A 16,248-nucleotide genomic window follows, 5' to 3' on the forward strand; every position below is an offset into this window, starting at 1 on the left:
CCCCGTGGGGGCCGGCCTGCCGGGCCGACGCCCGACCGGCACCGACCGCCGGCGGGCACCGGACGTCGAGGAGAAACCGTGGCACGCCACATCTACGCCTGCCCGCTGCGCTGGTCCGACATGGACGCGTTCGGGCACGTCAACAACGTGGTCTTCCTGCGCTACCTGGAGGAGGCCCGGATCGACTTCATGTTCACCCAGGCCGCCGAGGCCGGCGCCGGCGAGTTCGCGGGCGGTTCGGTGGTGGCGCGCCACGAGATCGACTACAAACGCCCGCTGGTGCACCGGCCCGAGCCGGTCACCATCGAGACCTGGGTGACCAGGATCGGCGGTGCCTCGCTGACCGTCTCGTACGAGATCAAGGACACCGCCGCGGACGGCACCGAGACCGTCTACGTCCGGGCCTCCACCGTGGTCGTGCCCTACGACCTCGCCGAGGGCCGGCCGCGCCGGATCAGCGCGGTGGAGCGGGAGTTCCTGGAGCGCTTCCTGGACGAGGAGCCCGTCGCGGTCTGACCGCCTCCGCCCCGCCCGCCGTCCCGTAGCCGCCCGCCGTCCCGTACCCGTACGCCCGCCGCCCGGATGTGAGCCGAAGCGTTGAACAGCACCGCCGCCCTCGCCCTCGCCGACACCGGGGAGGCCGCCGACCTGGCCGCCTTCCTGGTCCGTCTGCTGCGCTTCGACAAGGCGGCGGCGGTCCGGCTGCAGGGCGTGCCGCGGCCGGACGGCGGCGGAGTGCTGGCCGTCTTCGGGCGGCTGCCGCTGGGCGGTTCGGGCGCGCTGGCGGTGCGCACCGCGCGGCTGGCCCGGCTGGACGGGCCGGTCGACCTGACCGTCTCGGCCGGACAGCTGCTGGACGGCGTGGACACCGCGGCGGACGCCGTCGCGCTGCCCGCCCCGGTCACCGGGCCCGCCTGGGCCGGAATGCTGCCGCCGCGTACCGGCTGGCGGCCGGTCGGTACCCCGCCCACCGACCGGGTGCGCCTCGAAGTGGCGGCCGCCGTGCGGGAGTTCCGCGAGCGCAGCGAGGCCGTTCCGGAGCACCACCGGACCCGCGCGGTGCTGGACGCGCTGGCCGACGAGATCTGGTCCCGCCCGCTGTCCGCGCTGCCCGAGCTGCCGCTGCGCGCCGCCCACGCGGCCCAGGTGATCGGCTTCCTGGCCCCGCAGGCCCCGCTGACGGTGCACCGGGCCGGCGGCTGGCTGCGGTTGTCCGCCCCGGCGGGCTCGGTGGCGGTCCGCACGGCGGCCGCACCCGGCGCGGGGCTCGGGCTCAGCCCGCTCTAGGGCCGGCCCGGTCCGGGGTTCGGACCGTTCCGGCGCCGGCCCGGTTCGGGCTCAGCCCTCGGTGTTGATCATCGAGGCGGCGGCGTAGGTGAGGTAGTCCCAGAGCTGCCGCTCGGCGTCCTCCGGCAGGCCCAGTTCGTCGAGCGCCACCCGCATGTGCTTCAGCCAGGCGTCGTGCGCGGCGCGGTCCACCTTGAACGGCACGTGCCGCATCCGCAGCCGCGGGTGGCCGCGCTGCTCGCTGTAGGTGCGCGGGCCGCCCCAGTACTGGATCAGGAAGAGCGCGAACCGCTCCTCGGCCGGCCCGAGGTCCTCCTCCGGGTACATCGGCCGGAGCAACTCGTCCTCCGCGACGCCCTGGTAGAACCGGTGGACCAGCCGCCGGAAGGTCGGTTCGCCGCCGACCTGCTCGAAGAAGGTCTCCTCGCTGAGCGTGCCACGCCGGATCTCGTTCACCCGACCATGGTCGCAGACGGCGGCGGGGCCGTACACCGGGACCTGGGGACCAGGTCCACGGGCGTACGACCCCGTGCGGCGCGGCGCTGCTCAGTTCTCCCAGCGGAACAGCTTCCAGGAGACGCCGGTCAGCACGGCCGCGAAGAGCAGCAGCCCGCCCATCGTCGGCAGCGCGTCCATCACGCCGCCGCCCCGGGAGAGCACCGACTGCGCCGAGGTGACCAGGTGCTTCAGCGGCAGCGCCTCGGAGATCGCCTTGAGCCAGCCCGGCATGTCCTCGGTCGGGAAGAACGAGCCGGACAGGAACGACATCGGCAGCACGATGACCTGCGCGAGGCCGTTGGCGGCCTCCTCGGTCCTGGCGATCGAGCCGACCAGCAGGCCGATCGACATGAAGGCGACGGTCCCGCAGATCACCAGCGGGATCACCAGCCACCAGTTGCCGGTCAGTTTCAGCCCGAAGAACGGCAGGGTGGCGAGGACCAGGAAGATCGTGGTCTGGGCGAGCGCGGTCAGCACCGAGACGGCGATCCGGGAGGCGACGATCGATCCGACGCTCACCGGGGCGAGCCGCAGCCGGAGCAGCACCTTGTTCTTCCGCCAGCCGACCAGGGTCAGTGAGGCGCTGAACACCGCGCCGGTGGCCACCGCGAAGCCCAGCAGGCCGGGGGTGAGGAACTGGATCGCCTTGAGCGAGCCGTCCTCGACCTGGCTGCTCTCCAGGGTGTAGGCGGGCGCCTTGCCGCTGTCGGCCTGGTTGGCCTGCTGGACCACCGAGTTGACGATGCCCTGGACGGTTCCGGCGCGGACCTGGTCGGCGGCGCTGTAGCGCACCACGACCTTGCCGTCCGGGCCCTCCTTGATCATGGCGTCCAGGTCGCCCTTGCGGACCTTCTCCAGCGCGGCGGCCTCGTCGTCGCTCCTGGTGATGGTCAGCACCTGCTCCAGGCCGGTCCGGGCCTCGCCCTGGACCGAGTCCAGCAGCCGCACGGCGCCGATCTGCTCGACCTTGGCGTGCTGGGTGGTGGCCCCCTTGAGCAGGGTGCCGAAGAGCAGCAGGAACATCACCGGGAAGAGCAGCACGAAGAACAGCGCGGTGCGGTCGCGGACGAAGGCGACCAGCATCACCCGGGAGAGGCTTGCGAAGGCGGAGACCCGCTCGCGCCCGGCGGGGGCCGGGGGCGTGCTGCCCGGGGCGGGGGCGGCGGCCGGGGGCGCGGCCGTGGTGGGCTCGGTGCTCATGCGCGGTACTCCCGTCCGGTGAGCTGGAGGAAGACGTCCTCCAGGGTGGCGCCGCGGACCTCCAGGCCGCGCAGCGCGTTCCGCTCGGCGAGTACGGAGAGCACCGGTGCGGGCAGGCGGGTGGACAGCGACAGCGAGACGCCGTCGTCCTCCAGCGAGGTGATCTCCGCCCCGGCGGCGGCGAACAGCCCGCGCGCGGTGTCCAGGGCCAGCAGGCCGGACTCCACGCTGATCCGGACGGTGTCGTCGATCTCGCGGACCAGTGCGGCGGGCGCCCCGGTGCGCAGGACCCGTCCGTGGTCCATCACCGAGACGCGGTCGCAGAGCACCTCGGCCTCGTCCAGGTAGTGGGTGGTGAGCACGACGGTGCGGCCCTCGGCGTTGATGTCGCGCAGCAGGTCCCAGAGGTTGCGGCGGGCCTGCGGGTCGAGGCCGGTGGTGGGCTCGTCCAGGAAGACCAGCTCCGGGCCGTGGACCAGGGCGCAGGCGATCGAGAGGCGCTGGGCCTGGCCGCCGGACATCTTGTCGGTCATCACACCGGCCGACTCGGTCAGGCCGACCCGCTCCAGCATCGCGTCGGCGCGCCTGGGGCCGATGCCGTAGAAGGAGCCGAAGGTGCGGATGGTCTCCCGCGCGGTGAGCTTGTTGAAGAAGGCGGAGGCCTGGAACTGCACGCCGATGCGCGGCAGCAGCTCGGGATTGCGCGGCCAGGGCGCCAGGCCCAGCAGCTCGACCCGGCCCTCGTCCGGTTTGCGGATGCCCTCCAGGATCTCCAGTGTGGTGGTCTTCCCGGCGCCGTTCGGCCCGAGGATTCCATAGAATTCGCCGGTCTCGACGGTGAGTGACACCCCGTCGACGGCCTGCACGTCCCCGTACCGCTGACGGATGCCGTCAGCGGATATTGCAGCAGTCATAAGGACCGAGCCTAGGGGCGGCAGGCCGTCGTGGGGAGTTGTCCGAGCATCATTTGATGATCAGTTTTACAACGGTGTCGAAGGTCCGACGGGTCAGGCGCGGTGCACGGTGATCGTGGTCCAGGCGCCGATGTGGATCCGGTCGCCGTCGTTCAAGGGGATCGCGGTGTGCGCGGCGATCGGCTCCGCTCCGCCGTTCACCGTGGTGCCGTTGGTGGAGTCCTGGTCGACCAGCACCCAGCCGCCGTCCGGCTGCTCCGCCAGCAGGGCGTGCTGGTGCGAGGCGCCCGGGTCCTCCGGCGCGACCGAGAGGTCGATCTCCGGCACCGTGCCCCGGTGCTGGCTGCGCCGGCCGATCCGCAGCTGGCCGCGCCCGGTCAGCGGGATCCGCCGCTCGGGGCAGTACGGCGGGAAGAACAGGCCGGCCGCCTCCGGACCGCTGCGGGTCATCATCGCGGTGAAGTACTCGCGGTCGGCCGCGATCACCGCGAACCAGGTGGTCCGCACCGGCTCGGCGGGCGGGCCCTGCGGGGGTGCGGGCGGGGCCAGGTGGAACGAGGTGCCGAACTCGTCGCCGCGCCGGGACGGGCCGGGCTGGGCGTAGACCGGGCCGGAGTCCTCGCGCGGGTGCGGCGCGCCGTACGGGCCGGGGGCGGGCTGCTCGACCGGGGCCGGCGCGGGGGCCTGCGGCGGGTAGCCGTAGCCGGCGGGCGCGCCGGGCTGCGGCGGCAGCGGCGGGGCTTCGCCCGGGTACGGGCCCGGGGCCGCCTCGCCGTGGTACTGGCCCGGGTGCTGCTGGTGCTGCTGCTGGTGCTGCTGGGGGGCCGGGGCCTCCGGGGCGCCGCCGTACGCCGCCGGGATGTTCAGGGGGGCGGGTGCGGGCGGCGGCGCGGGGGCGGCCGGGAACGGCTGCGGGGCGCGCTGCGGCGCCGAGAGGTCGTAGTCGTAGCCGCACTCCTCGCAGAACCGTCCGGTCTGCGGGCTGCGGCAGATCGGGCAGACCGCCAGGCCCTCGGTGAGGTCGGGGAAGCCCTGCGGGGCGGGCGGCGGCGGGGGGACGGCTCCCGGGGGCGGCGGAATCGCGCCCGGGGGGAGCGTGGCCCCGTACGGGGCGCCGGGTGCGCCGTGCGCCCCCGGGTGTCCGGGCACGCCGGGGTGCCCGCCGGGCGGCTGCGGCAGCGGCTGCGGCGGTGTCATCGGAAATCCGCAGAAGTCGCACCAGTCCTCGGCCTGCGACTCATGGCCCCTAGGGCAGATCGGCATCAGGTCCCCCCTCAATTCCAGCCCGGCCGGGGCTGAGCCCGGCCGTTTCGCGGCCCGGTCGGTGCTTCGGTGGTCACTTCTTCACACGGACGGTCTTGGTCGACCGGGTCTCGATGATCATCGAGTCGGCCTCGCTCACGTTCTTACGGAACCGAACGGTACCCTCCTTCGGGTCCACCACGTCCACCACCTTCTGGAGTAGCCGGTAGGTGCCCTCGTTCCCGGTCGCGTGCGCGATCCGCACGGCGGCGCCGAGCCTGGCGGTGGCCCGGTGGACGTCCCCCGCGCGGTGCGCCTCCATGCCCTCCCGGACGGCCGCGGCGAGCTCCGCCTGGCCGGTGTAGTGGGCGACCTGCGGGCTGATCCGGGTGGACGAGGCGAGGTCGTCCGTCCAGACCGCCTTGACCAGGCCCTGCGACAGCACCTCGGGCGTCCCCCCGGCGACCGACGGCGGCAGGACCAGGCTCACCCGGGCGGCCAGCATCTCGTTGCCGACGGCCGCGGCCGGCACCTCCACGCAGACGTGGTAGTCGCGGCTCTCGTCGCCCCACGAGCCGGTCGGGTAGTCGCCGGCCCGCGGCCCGGACTCGGACCGGCGCGCGGTGAGGTCCTCCAGCGAGGGGGCGACCTGCTTGACGAACCTGACCACCGCGTTGGCGGGGGTCCAGATCCGCAGTGCGACGTCGGCGACCTGCTTGCCCATCGCGCCGGCCATCATCGAGCGGAAGTCCTCGGCCAGGCCCGACGGCTCGGGGACGATGTCCACGGTGCCGAGCAGCGCGGAGGAGATCCTGCGCAGCTCGTCCACCCGCCAGTCGGTGCCCACGCCCCGGCAGTCGGCGGTGAAGCGGCCGGTGGCCCGGTTGATCGCGCGCTCCAGCTCGGCGGCGCTCTCGTGCTCGTTGTTGCCGTCGGTCAGCAGGATGGCGTGCCGGATCGGGATGTCGGGGCGGGTGAGGAAGAGCTGGTCGGCCTTGGTGAGCCAGGTGCCCATGGCGGTGCCGCCGGCCGCGGTGAGCCGTCGCAGCGACTCCTTGGCCCGGGCGCGGGTGTCCGGTGAGGCGACCGCGAGGGTGCCGTCGCCGGGGAAGACCTCGCGGGCCTCGTGGGTGCCGGCGACCACGGCGAAGGCGACGCCGTCGCGGATGGTGTCGACGGCGGCGGCGGTGGCCTCGCGGGCACCGCGCAGCTTGCTCGACGGGTAGTCCATCGAGCCGGAGCAGTCCACCAGGATCACCACGGCGGCGGACTGCCCGTCACCGCCGCCCGGCGCGGTGTCGGCGACGCCGAGCGGCCGGCCGCCGGAGGTGCCGCCGCCCGTCGCGGTCACGGTGACGATGGCGTTCACCTCGCGGGCGCCGTCCGCGAGGTACTCGTTCTGGAAGATCTCCACGTCGAACCTGGGCAGGTTCGGCTTCGCCAGTGTTGCCATGGGCCGGTGGCTCCCGTCGGTCGGTCGGTTGGTGCGGGGGCGGCTGTGCTCGGAGGTCGGGTGGCCGCCTCCAGGGGGCGGCGCGCGGCGGAGCGTGGTGGGGCCCGCGCCCGGCGGGCGCGGGCCCCGGCGGGGCGGCCGGGTCGGCGGTGGCCGGGTCGGCAGTGGTGTCGGGACGGCGGGGGAGCGGTCGGATCAGCGGGCCGGGGGCACGGTCGGGCGCGGCGGGGCGGCGGGCGGCGGCGGGACCGGGGGCAGCGGCGGCAGCGGGGCGGCGGGGGAGCCGATCACCGGGATGTCCGGCAGGGTCGGGTCGTACTCCTCGTCGTCGTCCGCCGCGCCGGCCGCGGCCGGACCGCCCGCGGTGACCAGCGGCAGGTCGAGCGCGGTGGCGGTGCGGCCGTCCTCCTCGTCCGCGGCCGCGGGCGGGTCGATCGGCAGCACGGCGACGGTGATGTTGTCGTGGCCGCCGGCCGCGACGGCGAACTTCACCAGGTCCTGCGCGGCGGCCAGCGGCTCGGTGCGGGCGTCCGGCCGGACCCGGTACGCCAGGTCGGTGGCGGCCTCGGCGTAGTTCCACAGCCCGTCGGTGCAGACCAGCAGCACCCCGGGGTAGTGCGGGGTGAAGCCGATGACGTGCGGCACGACCTCCTCGGCGTCGGCGCCGAGCCAGCCGGTGATGGCGTGGGCGCGCGGGTCCGCGTACGCCTCGGCCTCGCCCATCAGCCCGGCCTCGACCATCCGGGCGGCCCAGGAGTCGTCCTGGGTGAGCCGGAACGGCACGGCGGCGGCCCGGTCGTCGGGGATCCAGTACGCCCGGGTGTCGCCGACCCAGCCGATGGTGATCCGTCCGCCGGCGGCGATGGCGCTGACGTAGGTGCAGGCGGGAGCGTTGACGTCGGGCCGGCTCGGCCGGGTGCCGTCGGTGGCCAGCGCGGCCACCGCGTCGGCCGCGTCGGCGATCGCCCGGCGCATCGCGGCGGTCGGGTCGGTGCCCGCCTCCAGGGAGCTGAGCAGCGACTCGGAGGCGGCGTCGACCGCGGTCTCGGAGGCCTGGTCGGGCCGGTCGGAGGAGGAGACGCCGTCGCAGACCACGGCCACCACGACCGGCTCGCCGCCGGGCAGCGAGGTGGCGGCGACGGTGAAGGAGTCCTCGTTGCGGTGGTGGCGCACACCGCGGTCGCTGACCCCGGCGACGCCGGCCAGCGCCTTCTCCATGTGGTCGCGGGGGCGCGGCTGGGCGCCGCCGCAGGCCTCGCAGTAGCCGTCGGCGGTCACCTGGTGGAGTCCGCAGTGCGCGCACGCGGCCGTGCTCGGGGTGCCCGGGCCGCCGCCCTGGGCGGGCACGGTGGGCGTGTTGGGCAGGGTCGGGGGGTGGTCCTCGCCGTCGGCCGCCGCCCGGGCGGCCGACCAGCCGGCCGGCATCGCGCCGGGGGCGGGCCGGCCGTCCCGGCCCGCCCCGCAGGAGCCGCAGAAGACGTCCTCCGGGTCCATCGGCTCGGCACAGCTGTGGCACACGGTCTGCTGCGGCATCTGTTACACCCACGTCCTGGGACGGGCCCGGTTGGCCCGTTCCACCATCTCGATCCTTGTTTCGGCCCGGTCGGCCAACCGGGCGAGTACCCGGTAGGACTGCTCCAGGGCGAACCGCAGTTCCCTTTCCACCGCGGGCCGTCCCAGCACGCTGACCTCGCCGGTCGCCCGGCCGGGGCCGGTCCCGTTCCCGCTCCCGGTCCCGTCGGGGGACCCGGCGGTCACCCAGCCGAGCGCCGCGCCGAGCACCTCGACGGCGAGTTCCTCGCGGCGGCGGTCGTCCAGGCGCAGCGCGGTCAGCTGCTCGGAGCTCGCGCCGAGGTCGGCGCCGAGCGGGTCGGTGGCGGGCCGCTCGCGCAGCCGGGCCCGGACGGCGGCGATCCGGGCGGCGGTGTACTGGCTGGAGGTGGCCGGGACGGACTCCAGGACGGCGACCGCGCCGGCCCGGTCGTCCCCGGCGAGCCGGACCCGGGCCAGCCCGAAGGCGGCGCTCAGGTAGCTCTGGTCGGTGCTCCACACCAGACGGTAGAGCTCGGCCGCGTCGCCGCCGTCGCCGAGGAGTTCGGCGCAGACGGCGAGGGCCAGCTTGGGGGCGGCCTCGCCGGGGAAGGCGTCGTAGACGGCGTCGAAGGCCTCGGTGGCGGCGCGCAGCGCCCGCTCGCGGGGCCCGGCCGACTCGCCCCCGCCCTCGGCGGGGCCGCCGTCCGGGTCGGCGGCGGAGACCAGCGAGGCCAGGCCCCGGTACCAGACCACCCGCCAGTCGTCCGGGTGGTCCTGCTCCAGTGCGGCGAGGGCCTCGGCGGCCTGCCGCCCGTGGCCGAGTTCGAGCAGCGCGCGCAGCGCCCGCAGCCGGCGCTCGACCGAGTCGGCGGGGGCGCCGTCCAGCGCGGCCAGCGCCTCCTGCGGGTCGGTGGCCAGCAGGGTGGCGAGGAAGCCGGCGTTCGGGTCGGCCGGGTCGATCCGCGGGACGGGCAGCGCGAGCGCGGCGGCGGCCGGGTCGAGGGCGGTCAGCCGCAGCTCGCCGGGCCGCACCGTAGGTGCGACCAACTCGTTGTCGACGACCCGCAGTTCGGGGCCGAACAGGGTCGAGGGCGCGGGCCGGGCGCGGCCGTCCTGGAGGGCCAGGACCTCGCGCAGCACACCGGTGAGCTGGTCGGCCATCTCCTCGGCGGAGGCGAACCGGCGGGCCGGGTCGGGGTCGGTGGCGCGCACCAGCAGCCGGTAGTAGGACTCGTAGGCGGCGAAGGCCGGGACGGACTCCGGGCCGGGCAGGGTGTCCCGGTAGGTGGTGGAGTAGCCCTGGAAGTCGAAGCTGAGGACGGCGAGGGTGCGGGCCACCGTGTAGAGGTCGGAGGCGGGGGAGGGGCCGTCGGTGGCGATCTCCGGAGCCTGGTAGCCGATGGTGCCGTAGATCGGGCCGTCGTCGTCGAAGCGGCGGACGGCGCCCATGTCGATGATCTTGAGGGTGTCGCCGCTCTGGATGACGTTGTCGATCTTGAAGTCGCAGTAGACCAGGCCGCGCTGGTGCAGGTAGCCCAGCGCGGGCAGCGCCTCCAGCGCGTACGCGATCGCCTGCTCGACCGGCAGCGGGTCGCGTCGCCCGTCCGGGGTGCGGCGCTCGTTGGCGATGTCCTTGAGCGACTTGCCGCCGACGTACTCCATCACGATGTAGCCGTCGGTGGCGCCGGTCCGCAGGTCCGGGTGCTCGGCGAAGTTGATGATGCGCACGATGCCCGGGTGGTCCACCTCGGCCAGGAACCGGCGCTCGGCGACGGCCACCGCCAGCGCGTCCTCGTCCCCGGTGTCCAGCAGGCCCTTGAGCACCACCCACTTGTCGTTGACCCGCCGGTCCACCGCCAGGTAGATCCAGCCGAGGCCGCCGTGCGCCAGGCAGCCCACCACCTCGTACTGCCCGCCGACCAGGTCGCCCCGGCGCAGCTTGGGGGTGAACGAGTACGGGGTGCCGCACTTGGTGCAGAAGCCCTCCGGGCGGCCCGGCTTGCCGCCCCGCTCCCGGCCCACCGGTGCGTCGCACTTGGAGCAGTACCGCTTGCGCTCGGGCACCTCGGGGTTCTCCAGCACCGCCTGTGCCGGGTCGGCGGCCGGGACGGTGGGGACCGTCACCAGGCCGGCGCCCAGGCGGTGCCGGTTGGCGGTGGCGCTGCCGCGGCTGCTGCGCACCGAGACCGACCGGCCGCTGCCGGTGCGGGTCGAGCGGTGCGAGCGGGAACGGCCGGACAGCGAGCGGGCCGAGCCGCTGCGGGCCGAGGTGCGGGCGGAGCCGGTGTCGGGGTCGAACACGATCTCCGCGGTGGAGGTGTACGCCGCGGAGCCGGGCGTCCCGGAGCGCGGGGCCGGCACGCCGGGCGGGGTGAGTCCGCATTCGTCGCAGTAGCCGTCCGTGTCGACGGTCCCGGCGCAGTCGCGCGGGCAGGGGTCGCCCGCTCCGGCCGGGGCGGGCGCCGCCGGTCCGGTGGCGGTCCTCACCGAGGAGGTCCCCTCCGGGGCGAGCCCGCACTCGTCGCAGTAGCCGTCCGCATCGATCGTCCCGGTGCCCCCGCACTCGGGCCGCACGCACGTCTCGCCCATCACCCTCGGCCCCCCTGTACCCGTCCGTCGACAGCCTGTCCGTCGGCCGGCTCCCCGCCGGCCGCCGCCCCGCCCGGCTCCGATCCGTCCCGTCCGTCCCCGCCCGGAGCGCCCGGAGCGCCCGGAGCGCCCGGAGCGCCCGGAGCGCCCGGAGCGTCCGGCTCCGGGCCCTCCGGTGCCGGGCGCAGCGCCTGCTGGAACCGGGCCACCGCGCCGGCCGCCGCCCGCAGGTCGCACGGCGCGCTCCACAGCAGCCAGCGCGCCTTCTCGTACCGCTCCACCACTTCCGGGTCCTCGGCCATCCGCAGCCGGGCCGCCATCGCCTTGTACGCGTCCAGGCGCCCGCGCAGCTCGGCCCGGACGGCCAGCGGCTGGGTCACCTCGGTCAGCGACTGCCGGGCCCTGGCCAGCTCCTTGGCCGCCGCGTCCTCCAGCGCGTCCAGCAGCGGCGCCAGCCGGTACCACTGCCCGCTCTGGCGCAGCTCCAGGGCCACCACGATCCGTTCGCGCAGTGCCGAGGCCGGTCCGGGGACGGCCGGCACCTCGGTGGCGGCGATCTTCGCCAGCACCTCGCCGCGCGCCCGGCGGGCCTCGGCCAGTGTGGCGTCGGCCCGTTGCAGCAGGTCGCCGACGCCCTGCAGGCGCTCCTCGGCGTCGTCGCGCAGCCGCAGCAGGTTCTCCAGCTCCAGCCGGACGTCGTCCAGCGCCCGCCCGGCCAGGTCGAAGCGTTCGGTGTCCACCACCCCGGCGGGCGTGGCGAGCGCGCCGCCGTCGGGCACCGTGCCGCGCTGCGCGGGGACGCGCGCGGGCCGCCAGAGCGCCAGCGGGTCGCCGCGCACCTCGGTCCGCAGCCCGCCCAGGTCGGCCTCCAGCGCCTCCAGGTCGTCGCCCAGCGGATGGCCGCCGGCACGCACGCCGAGCGAGGCCGCCAGGGTCTGCACCCGGCGCAGTTCGGCGATCAGCAGGTCGATCCGGGCGGGCAGCGCTGTCCAGACCGCGTCGGCCGCCGACACCACCTCCAGGACGGTGGCGTACCAGGCGTTCATCCGGTCCATCAGCACGTCCAGGCTGATCCGCTCGACCAGCCGGGCGGGGGCGCCGAGGCGCTGCGGGCCGTCCGGCGCGCCGCCGGGCACGGTGACCGCGTCGCCCGTCAGCAGCTCGCTCAGCTCGGTGAGTTCCGGCCCGCCCGGCCGCGCCTTGCGGGCCCGCACCGCGCGGGCCGAGGCGAGCGCCTCGGAGTAGCGGTCGAACAGCGCCCAGAGCAGCGGCAGGCCCTGTCCGACGACGGCCCAGCGCTCCTGGGTGCGCCCGGTCAGCTCGGCGCCGTCGAGCAGCCGCAGGCCCGGGTGGTCCTGGAGGGAGAGCAGCGCCGACTCGACCGCGTCGCGTTCCGCGCCGAGGCGCGCCAGCGCGCGGTCCACCTCCTCCCGGCTCAGCACCGGGCCGGCCGAAGCCGCCATCGCCCTCTCCCCTCCTCCGCCTGTTCCGCGCGTGCCACCTGCTCCGTTCCGTCTCCCCGGGCGCCGCCACCGGCGCCGGGGGCCGCCGGACAGACCCTAACGCGTGGCCCGGGGCCTGTCTGTCCGCCCGTCACCGCGGTGTCGGCCAGTGCCGGTCGGCGTCGTCCAGCAGGTACGGCTTGAGCCAGCTGTCGTACGCCCGGCGCCAGCCGCCGTTGGCGTAGTAGTCGTTGAGCACCTGGTTCACCCGGGCGGTCAGGTCGGTGCTGTTCTTCAGCATCGCGACGCCCATCACGCCCGGCCGCACCTCGCCGTCCAGCACCTTGACGGTCTGGTCCTGCGCCGCCTGGCCGGCCGCCAGGCCGTCGTCGGTCATCGTCGCGTCGACCTTGCCCAGCTGCATCAGCACCAGGCAGTCCAGGTTGTTCTCCACCGGGACGACCTGCTTGAGCGGTCGGGTCTTCAGCTCCACCAGGGCGGTGGAGCCGGTCGCCGCGCACGCGGTGGTGCCGTTCAGCGCCTCGTCGAGGCTCCTGGCCGGCGAGGTCCTGGGCACCAGGACCCGCTGGCTGGTGGTGAAGTACGGCCGGGAGAAGGCGATCTCCTCCAGTCGTTCGCAGGTGATCGACATGGTGCGGACGATGATGTCGACCCGGCCCTCCTTGATGTACTTGATCCGGTCGGCGGTCGGCACCGCCTTGAACACCACCTTCTCCGGGTCGCCCATGATGGCGGTGCCGATCGCCCGGGCGAGGTCGATGTCGAAGCCCTCCAGCCGGCCGGTGTTGGGGTTGCGCGAACCCCACCGGTAGCTGTTCAGGTCGATGCCGACGACCAGGCTGCGGCGGGCCTTGATGGCCTGCACCGCCGCGCCGTCCACCGTGCTGGGCGGAACGCTCCGGTACAGGTCGCAGGGCTCCGCCCGGCCGCTCTGCTCCGCCTCGTCCTGCTGGGCGGCCAGCGGCACCTGCGCCGGTGCGCCCGCCTCCCGGCCGCCGTGCGGCCCGCCCGCGCCGAGCGCCAGCGCGCCGGTGGCCAGCAGCGCCAGTGCCGCCGCCGTGCGGGCCGCCCGCAGTGCGGTGGCGCGGCCCCGTCCCCGGTCCGTGATCGTGCCCATCTCGTCCGTCCCCCCTCTACCGGTACTCGGCCAGTCGGCGGCCGAGGCCGCCCAGCGCCGCGGCGGCGGCCACCAGGCCGAGTGCGGCGATCCCCACGGCGGCGGTGCGCAGGTCGTCGTCGACGCCCAGGGCCTCGTCCCGGAACCGGCCCTCCTCCAGCAGGGCGGCCTGCGCCAACTGCCGGTCGGCGGCGGCGAACGCGGCGTCGGCCGTCTTCGGCGCGTCGGCCTCCCCGGCCGTCACGGTGGCGTCCAGCGCGGCCTGGTAGTCGCCCTGGTTCTCCAGCGCGGTGGCTGCGGTGTGCCGCTCGTTCCACTGCTCGTAGTCGCGCACCGCCTGGTCGACGGTGGCCCGGGCGGCGGCCGGTGCCAGCGCCCGGGCCTGCGCCAGGGTGCCCGCGGGCTCGCCGCGTTCGGGGGCCCGGGTGTACAGCCGGCCGGTGGTCGTCGTCCAGAGGTTCGAGTAGGTGGAGCTGGAACCGCGCGAGACGTAGTGCAGGTTCTCCGCCAGCCGGGCGGTCAGCACGTCCACCCGGGCCGCGTTGAGCGCCCGCAGCGGCGCGGCGCCCTCGCGCTCGCCGCGTCCGAGCGCCGCGCCGGCGCCGGTGGCGCTGACGGTCAGCCAGAGCACCGCCGCCAGGACGGACGCACTGGCGGCCAGCAGGCCGATGTTGAAGACCCGGTTGGTCCGCCGGAACAGCGCCAGCTGCACCCAGGCCAGCGCGAGCAGCGCCACCAGCCCCAGCGCGTACCCCGCCCACGGGGTGGCCCGGGCCTGCGCCAGGTCGTCGGCCAGCACCTCGTCCTGGGCGGCCGACAGCCGGGCGGCGGCCGGCAGCAGCTCGCTGCGCATCTGCTCGGAGGCGTACCGCTGGTAGGCGCCGCCGAGCGGGAAGCCCTGCCGGTTGTTGGCCCGGGCGGTCTCCACCAGCCCCGCGTACACCGGGACCTTCTGGTTGAGGGTGGAGAGCAGTTCCTGGAGGTCCGAGGAGGAAGTGGTGCGGGCGGCTGCCTCGGAGATCAGCTGGGAGGCCGTCCTGAGGTCCTGCTCGTAGCGCTCCCGGACGGCCCGGGGTTCGGCGCCCGCCAGCAGGAAGCCGCTCGCCGCGGTGGCGTCGGCGTCGGCCAGCGAGCGGTTGATCTCGGCGGCGGCCTGGCTGAGCGGCTGGCTGGAGTCGACCACCCGGCCGGCCGCCGCGGCGCGGGAGTCCAGCTGGACGGCGGTCAGCGCGCCGAACGCGAGGGTCAGCGCCGCGAGCAGCGCCCCGGCGAGCCGCAGCCGCCCCGGTGCCGTCCGGGCGGCCCGCCCCAGCCGGGCGACCGGCCCGCGCCGTACGACCGCCGCCGCCTCCGTACCGCCGGACCGCGTCGCGGGCGGTCCCGGCCTCTCGATACGCACCGGTGTCGCCACCAGCCTCCCCCTCCCCAGTGGCCCGCCCTCCGTCTCCGGGGCCCGGCCGTTGCCAGCAGTATGGCCGTCACTCCCGGCGGCCACACCCGAGTTGCGCGGATCTTGAGCCGTGCGCACCACCGTGCTCCGCGGCTCCCGGGCTCCCCCTGCCCGGGCCGCCCCGGGACGCGGGGCGGGCGGCGAACGGGTCGACGCGGCACGCACCCTACGCGGTTCCCGGGCGTTGCGGAGGATCGGGGTCCGGTTGTGCGGGTGCGCTCCCGGCGCTCCCCGGCCCGGCGGTTCGTGCGCCGGTGCGACGGCCGGGCCCTCCGTACGATGGCGGCATGCGTCTTCTGGGAACGATCTCCGCCGACCGACCGCTGCTCGTCGTCGCCGTCCGGGAGGAGGCCGCCCACCTCGGCGACCACCTGCCGGTGCTGCTCACCGGCATCGGCAAGGTCAACGCCGCCGCCGCGCTGGCCACCGTCCTCGCCGAGGGCCCGCACCCCTCCGAGGTGGTCAACCTCGGGACCGCCGGCGCCCTGCGCCCCGGCTGGGAGGGCACCCACACCGTCACCCAGGTGATCCAGCACGACATCGACACCCCGACCCTCTACGCCCTGACCGGCCGCACCTACGGCGCCCCGCTGGTCGTCGGCAAGGGCGAGGGCCCGGTGCTGGCCACCGGCGACCTCTTCGTCTCCGACCCGGCCGCCCGCGACCGGCTCGCCGAGCACGCCGACCTGGTCGACATGGAGGGCTACGCCGTCGCCACCGTCGCCCACCGGGCCGGACTGCCGGTCCGCCTGGTCAAGCACGTCAGCGACGAGGCGGGCGACGGCGCCAGCCACACCTGGCGGGAGACCGTCGACGACTGCGCCCGCCACCTCGCGGACTGGCTGCACGCCCAGGGCTGGTGACCGTCCGTCGGCCCGGTCCGGCGGCCGGGCCGGTCGGCCCGGGCGGCTGGTCGGGGCGGCTGGCTAGGGTGGCGGCATGACCGATGACGCCACGACCGCCCGCAAGCGGACCGACCTGCGCCCGCCGGGGATCAACGCCGACGAGCACACCACGCTGCTCGCCTTCCTCGACTACCTGCGTGACTGCGTGATCGCCAAGACCGAGGGGCTCTCCGACGAGGACGCCCGCCGTCCCGGCGTCGACTCCGGGACCAGCCTGCTCTGGCTGGTCCGCCACCTCGCCGCCGTCGAACTCAACTGGTTCCTCTGGGCCTACCGGGGCGACGACGTCGAGCCGTGGGACGACGACGCGCCCTCGCCGGGCGACGAGACGGTGGCGGGAGCGGTCGCCGAGTACCGGGCGGCGGTCGCCCGCGCCAACGAGGTGATCGCCGGGGCGGCCGAGGTCCTCGACCGCCCGGGCGTGCGCTCGCTGCGCCCGGGCGCCGAAGCGCCGTCGATGCGCTGGCTGCTGGTGCACATGATCGAGGAGACCGCCCGGCACGCCGGCCACGCCGACATCCTCCGCGAGCGGCTGGACGGTTCGACCGGCCGCTGACGGACCGCGGAGCGCTCCGCCGCCCCCGCGCACCGGAAGGG

Annotated in this window: 14 protein-coding genes; 4 read left to right on the plus strand and 10 right to left on the minus strand. The window is 75.7% G+C overall.

The window, feature by feature from the left end; all coding sequences use genetic code 11:
* Nucleotides 1–78: 78 nt before the first annotated feature.
* A complete protein-coding gene (locus tag ACFU74_RS29690) occupies nt 79–516 on the plus strand; it encodes an acyl-CoA thioesterase (RefSeq protein WP_380762215.1) in 438 nt (145 codons plus the stop codon).
* Nucleotides 517–597: 81 nt separating this feature from the next.
* Nucleotides 598–1,287, plus strand: a complete 690-nt coding sequence (locus ACFU74_RS29695) for a hypothetical protein (protein ID WP_380762217.1) — start codon at nt 598–600, stop codon at nt 1,285–1,287.
* 51 nt (nt 1,288–1,338) lie between these two features.
* On the opposite strand, the gene ACFU74_RS29700 is transcribed toward ACFU74_RS29695, so the two are convergent.
* The 10 genes from ACFU74_RS29700 to ACFU74_RS29745 form a co-directional block, all read right to left on the minus strand.
* Nucleotides 1,339–1,743 (minus strand): globin, encoded by a 405-nt coding sequence (locus ACFU74_RS29700; protein WP_380762219.1) that lies wholly within the window; start codon nt 1,741–1,743, stop codon nt 1,339–1,341.
* Between the two features lie 90 nt (nt 1,744–1,833).
* Entirely contained in the window at nt 1,834–2,985 is a 1,152-nt protein-coding gene (locus ACFU74_RS29705; protein ID WP_380762221.1) for an ABC transporter permease, read from the minus strand.
* The gene (locus ACFU74_RS29710; protein ID WP_380762223.1) at nt 2,982–3,899 is read right to left on the minus strand and encodes an ABC transporter ATP-binding protein; all 918 of its coding nucleotides are present in this window, start codon (nt 3,897–3,899) and stop codon (nt 2,982–2,984) included. Before ACFU74_RS29710 ends, ACFU74_RS29705 begins: the two co-directional genes overlap by 4 nt.
* Before the next feature lie 93 nt (nt 3,900–3,992).
* Nucleotides 3,993–5,096, minus strand: coding sequence for an FHA domain-containing protein (locus tag ACFU74_RS29715; protein ID WP_380762225.1), 1,104 nt, complete (start codon nt 5,094–5,096; stop codon nt 3,993–3,995).
* 139 nt (nt 5,097–5,235) lie between these two features.
* Nucleotides 5,236–6,594 carry a VWA domain-containing protein gene (locus ACFU74_RS29720; protein ID WP_380762227.1) on the minus strand — a complete coding sequence of 453 codons (1,359 nt, stop codon included), beginning with the start codon at nt 6,592–6,594 and terminating at the stop codon, nt 5,236–5,238.
* A 195-nt stretch (nt 6,595–6,789) separates the two neighbouring features.
* Entirely contained in the window at nt 6,790–8,127 is a 1,338-nt protein-coding gene (locus tag ACFU74_RS29725; protein WP_380762229.1) for a PP2C family protein-serine/threonine phosphatase, read from the minus strand.
* 3 nt (nt 8,128–8,130) lie between these two features.
* Nucleotides 8,131–10,716, minus strand: a complete 2,586-nt coding sequence (locus tag ACFU74_RS29730) for a tetratricopeptide repeat protein (RefSeq protein ID WP_380762231.1) — start codon at nt 10,714–10,716, stop codon at nt 8,131–8,133.
* A complete protein-coding gene (locus tag ACFU74_RS29735; RefSeq protein WP_380762233.1) occupies nt 10,716–12,179 on the minus strand; it encodes a hypothetical protein in 1,464 nt (487 codons plus the stop codon). The genes ACFU74_RS29730 and ACFU74_RS29735 overlap by 1 nt, the downstream gene beginning before the upstream one ends.
* A 130-nt stretch (nt 12,180–12,309) precedes the next feature.
* On the minus strand, nt 12,310–13,296 hold the full coding sequence (locus ACFU74_RS29740) for a glutamate ABC transporter substrate-binding protein (RefSeq protein ID WP_380762235.1): 987 nt from the start codon (nt 13,294–13,296) through the stop codon (nt 12,310–12,312).
* Nucleotides 13,297–13,312: 16 nt separating this feature from the next.
* The gene (locus ACFU74_RS29745; RefSeq protein ID WP_380762237.1) at nt 13,313–14,695 is read right to left on the minus strand and encodes a hypothetical protein; all 1,383 of its coding nucleotides are present in this window, start codon (nt 14,693–14,695) and stop codon (nt 13,313–13,315) included.
* A 338-nt stretch (nt 14,696–15,033) separates the two neighbouring features.
* Here ACFU74_RS29745 and ACFU74_RS29750 point away from each other — a divergent pair, with 338 nt between their 5' ends.
* Nucleotides 15,034–15,609, plus strand: a complete 576-nt coding sequence (locus ACFU74_RS29750; protein WP_380762239.1) for a nucleosidase — start codon at nt 15,034–15,036, stop codon at nt 15,607–15,609.
* Nucleotides 15,610–15,685: 76 nt separating this feature from the next.
* Entirely contained in the window at nt 15,686–16,207 is a 522-nt protein-coding gene (locus ACFU74_RS29755) for a DinB family protein (RefSeq protein ID WP_380762241.1), read from the plus strand.
* Nucleotides 16,208–16,248: the final 41 nt, after the last annotated feature.

This window comes from Kitasatospora sp. NPDC057500 (genome assembly GCF_042802195.1).
Taxonomy (GTDB): Bacteria; Actinomycetota; Actinomycetes; order Streptomycetales; family Streptomycetaceae; genus Kitasatospora.

Bases quoted from the DNA above. Each gene is read 5' to 3' on its own strand.
- ACFU74_RS29715 (WP_380762225.1), bottom strand. From the start codon at position 5,096: ATGACACCGCCGCAGCCGCTGCCGCAGCCGCCCGGCGGGCACCCCGGC.
- ACFU74_RS29755 (WP_380762241.1), top strand. From the start codon at position 15,686: ATGACCGATGACGCCACGACCGCCCGCAAGCGGACCGACCTGCGCCCG.
- ACFU74_RS29735 (WP_380762233.1), bottom strand. From the start codon at position 12,179: ATGGCGGCTTCGGCCGGCCCGGTGCTGAGCCGGGAGGAGGTGGACCGC.
- ACFU74_RS29720 (WP_380762227.1), bottom strand. From the start codon at position 6,594: ATGGCAACACTGGCGAAGCCGAACCTGCCCAGGTTCGACGTGGAGATC.
- ACFU74_RS29725 (WP_380762229.1), bottom strand. From the start codon at position 8,127: ATGCCGCAGCAGACCGTGTGCCACAGCTGTGCCGAGCCGATGGACCCG.
- ACFU74_RS29750 (WP_380762239.1), top strand. From the start codon at position 15,034: ATGCGTCTTCTGGGAACGATCTCCGCCGACCGACCGCTGCTCGTCGTC.
- ACFU74_RS29740 (WP_380762235.1), bottom strand. From the start codon at position 13,296: ATGGGCACGATCACGGACCGGGGACGGGGCCGCGCCACCGCACTGCGG.
- ACFU74_RS29710 (WP_380762223.1), bottom strand. From the start codon at position 3,899: ATGACTGCTGCAATATCCGCTGACGGCATCCGTCAGCGGTACGGGGAC.
- ACFU74_RS29705 (WP_380762221.1), bottom strand. From the start codon at position 2,985: ATGAGCACCGAGCCCACCACGGCCGCGCCCCCGGCCGCCGCCCCCGCC.
- ACFU74_RS29730 (WP_380762231.1), bottom strand. From the start codon at position 10,716: ATGGGCGAGACGTGCGTGCGGCCCGAGTGCGGGGGCACCGGGACGATC.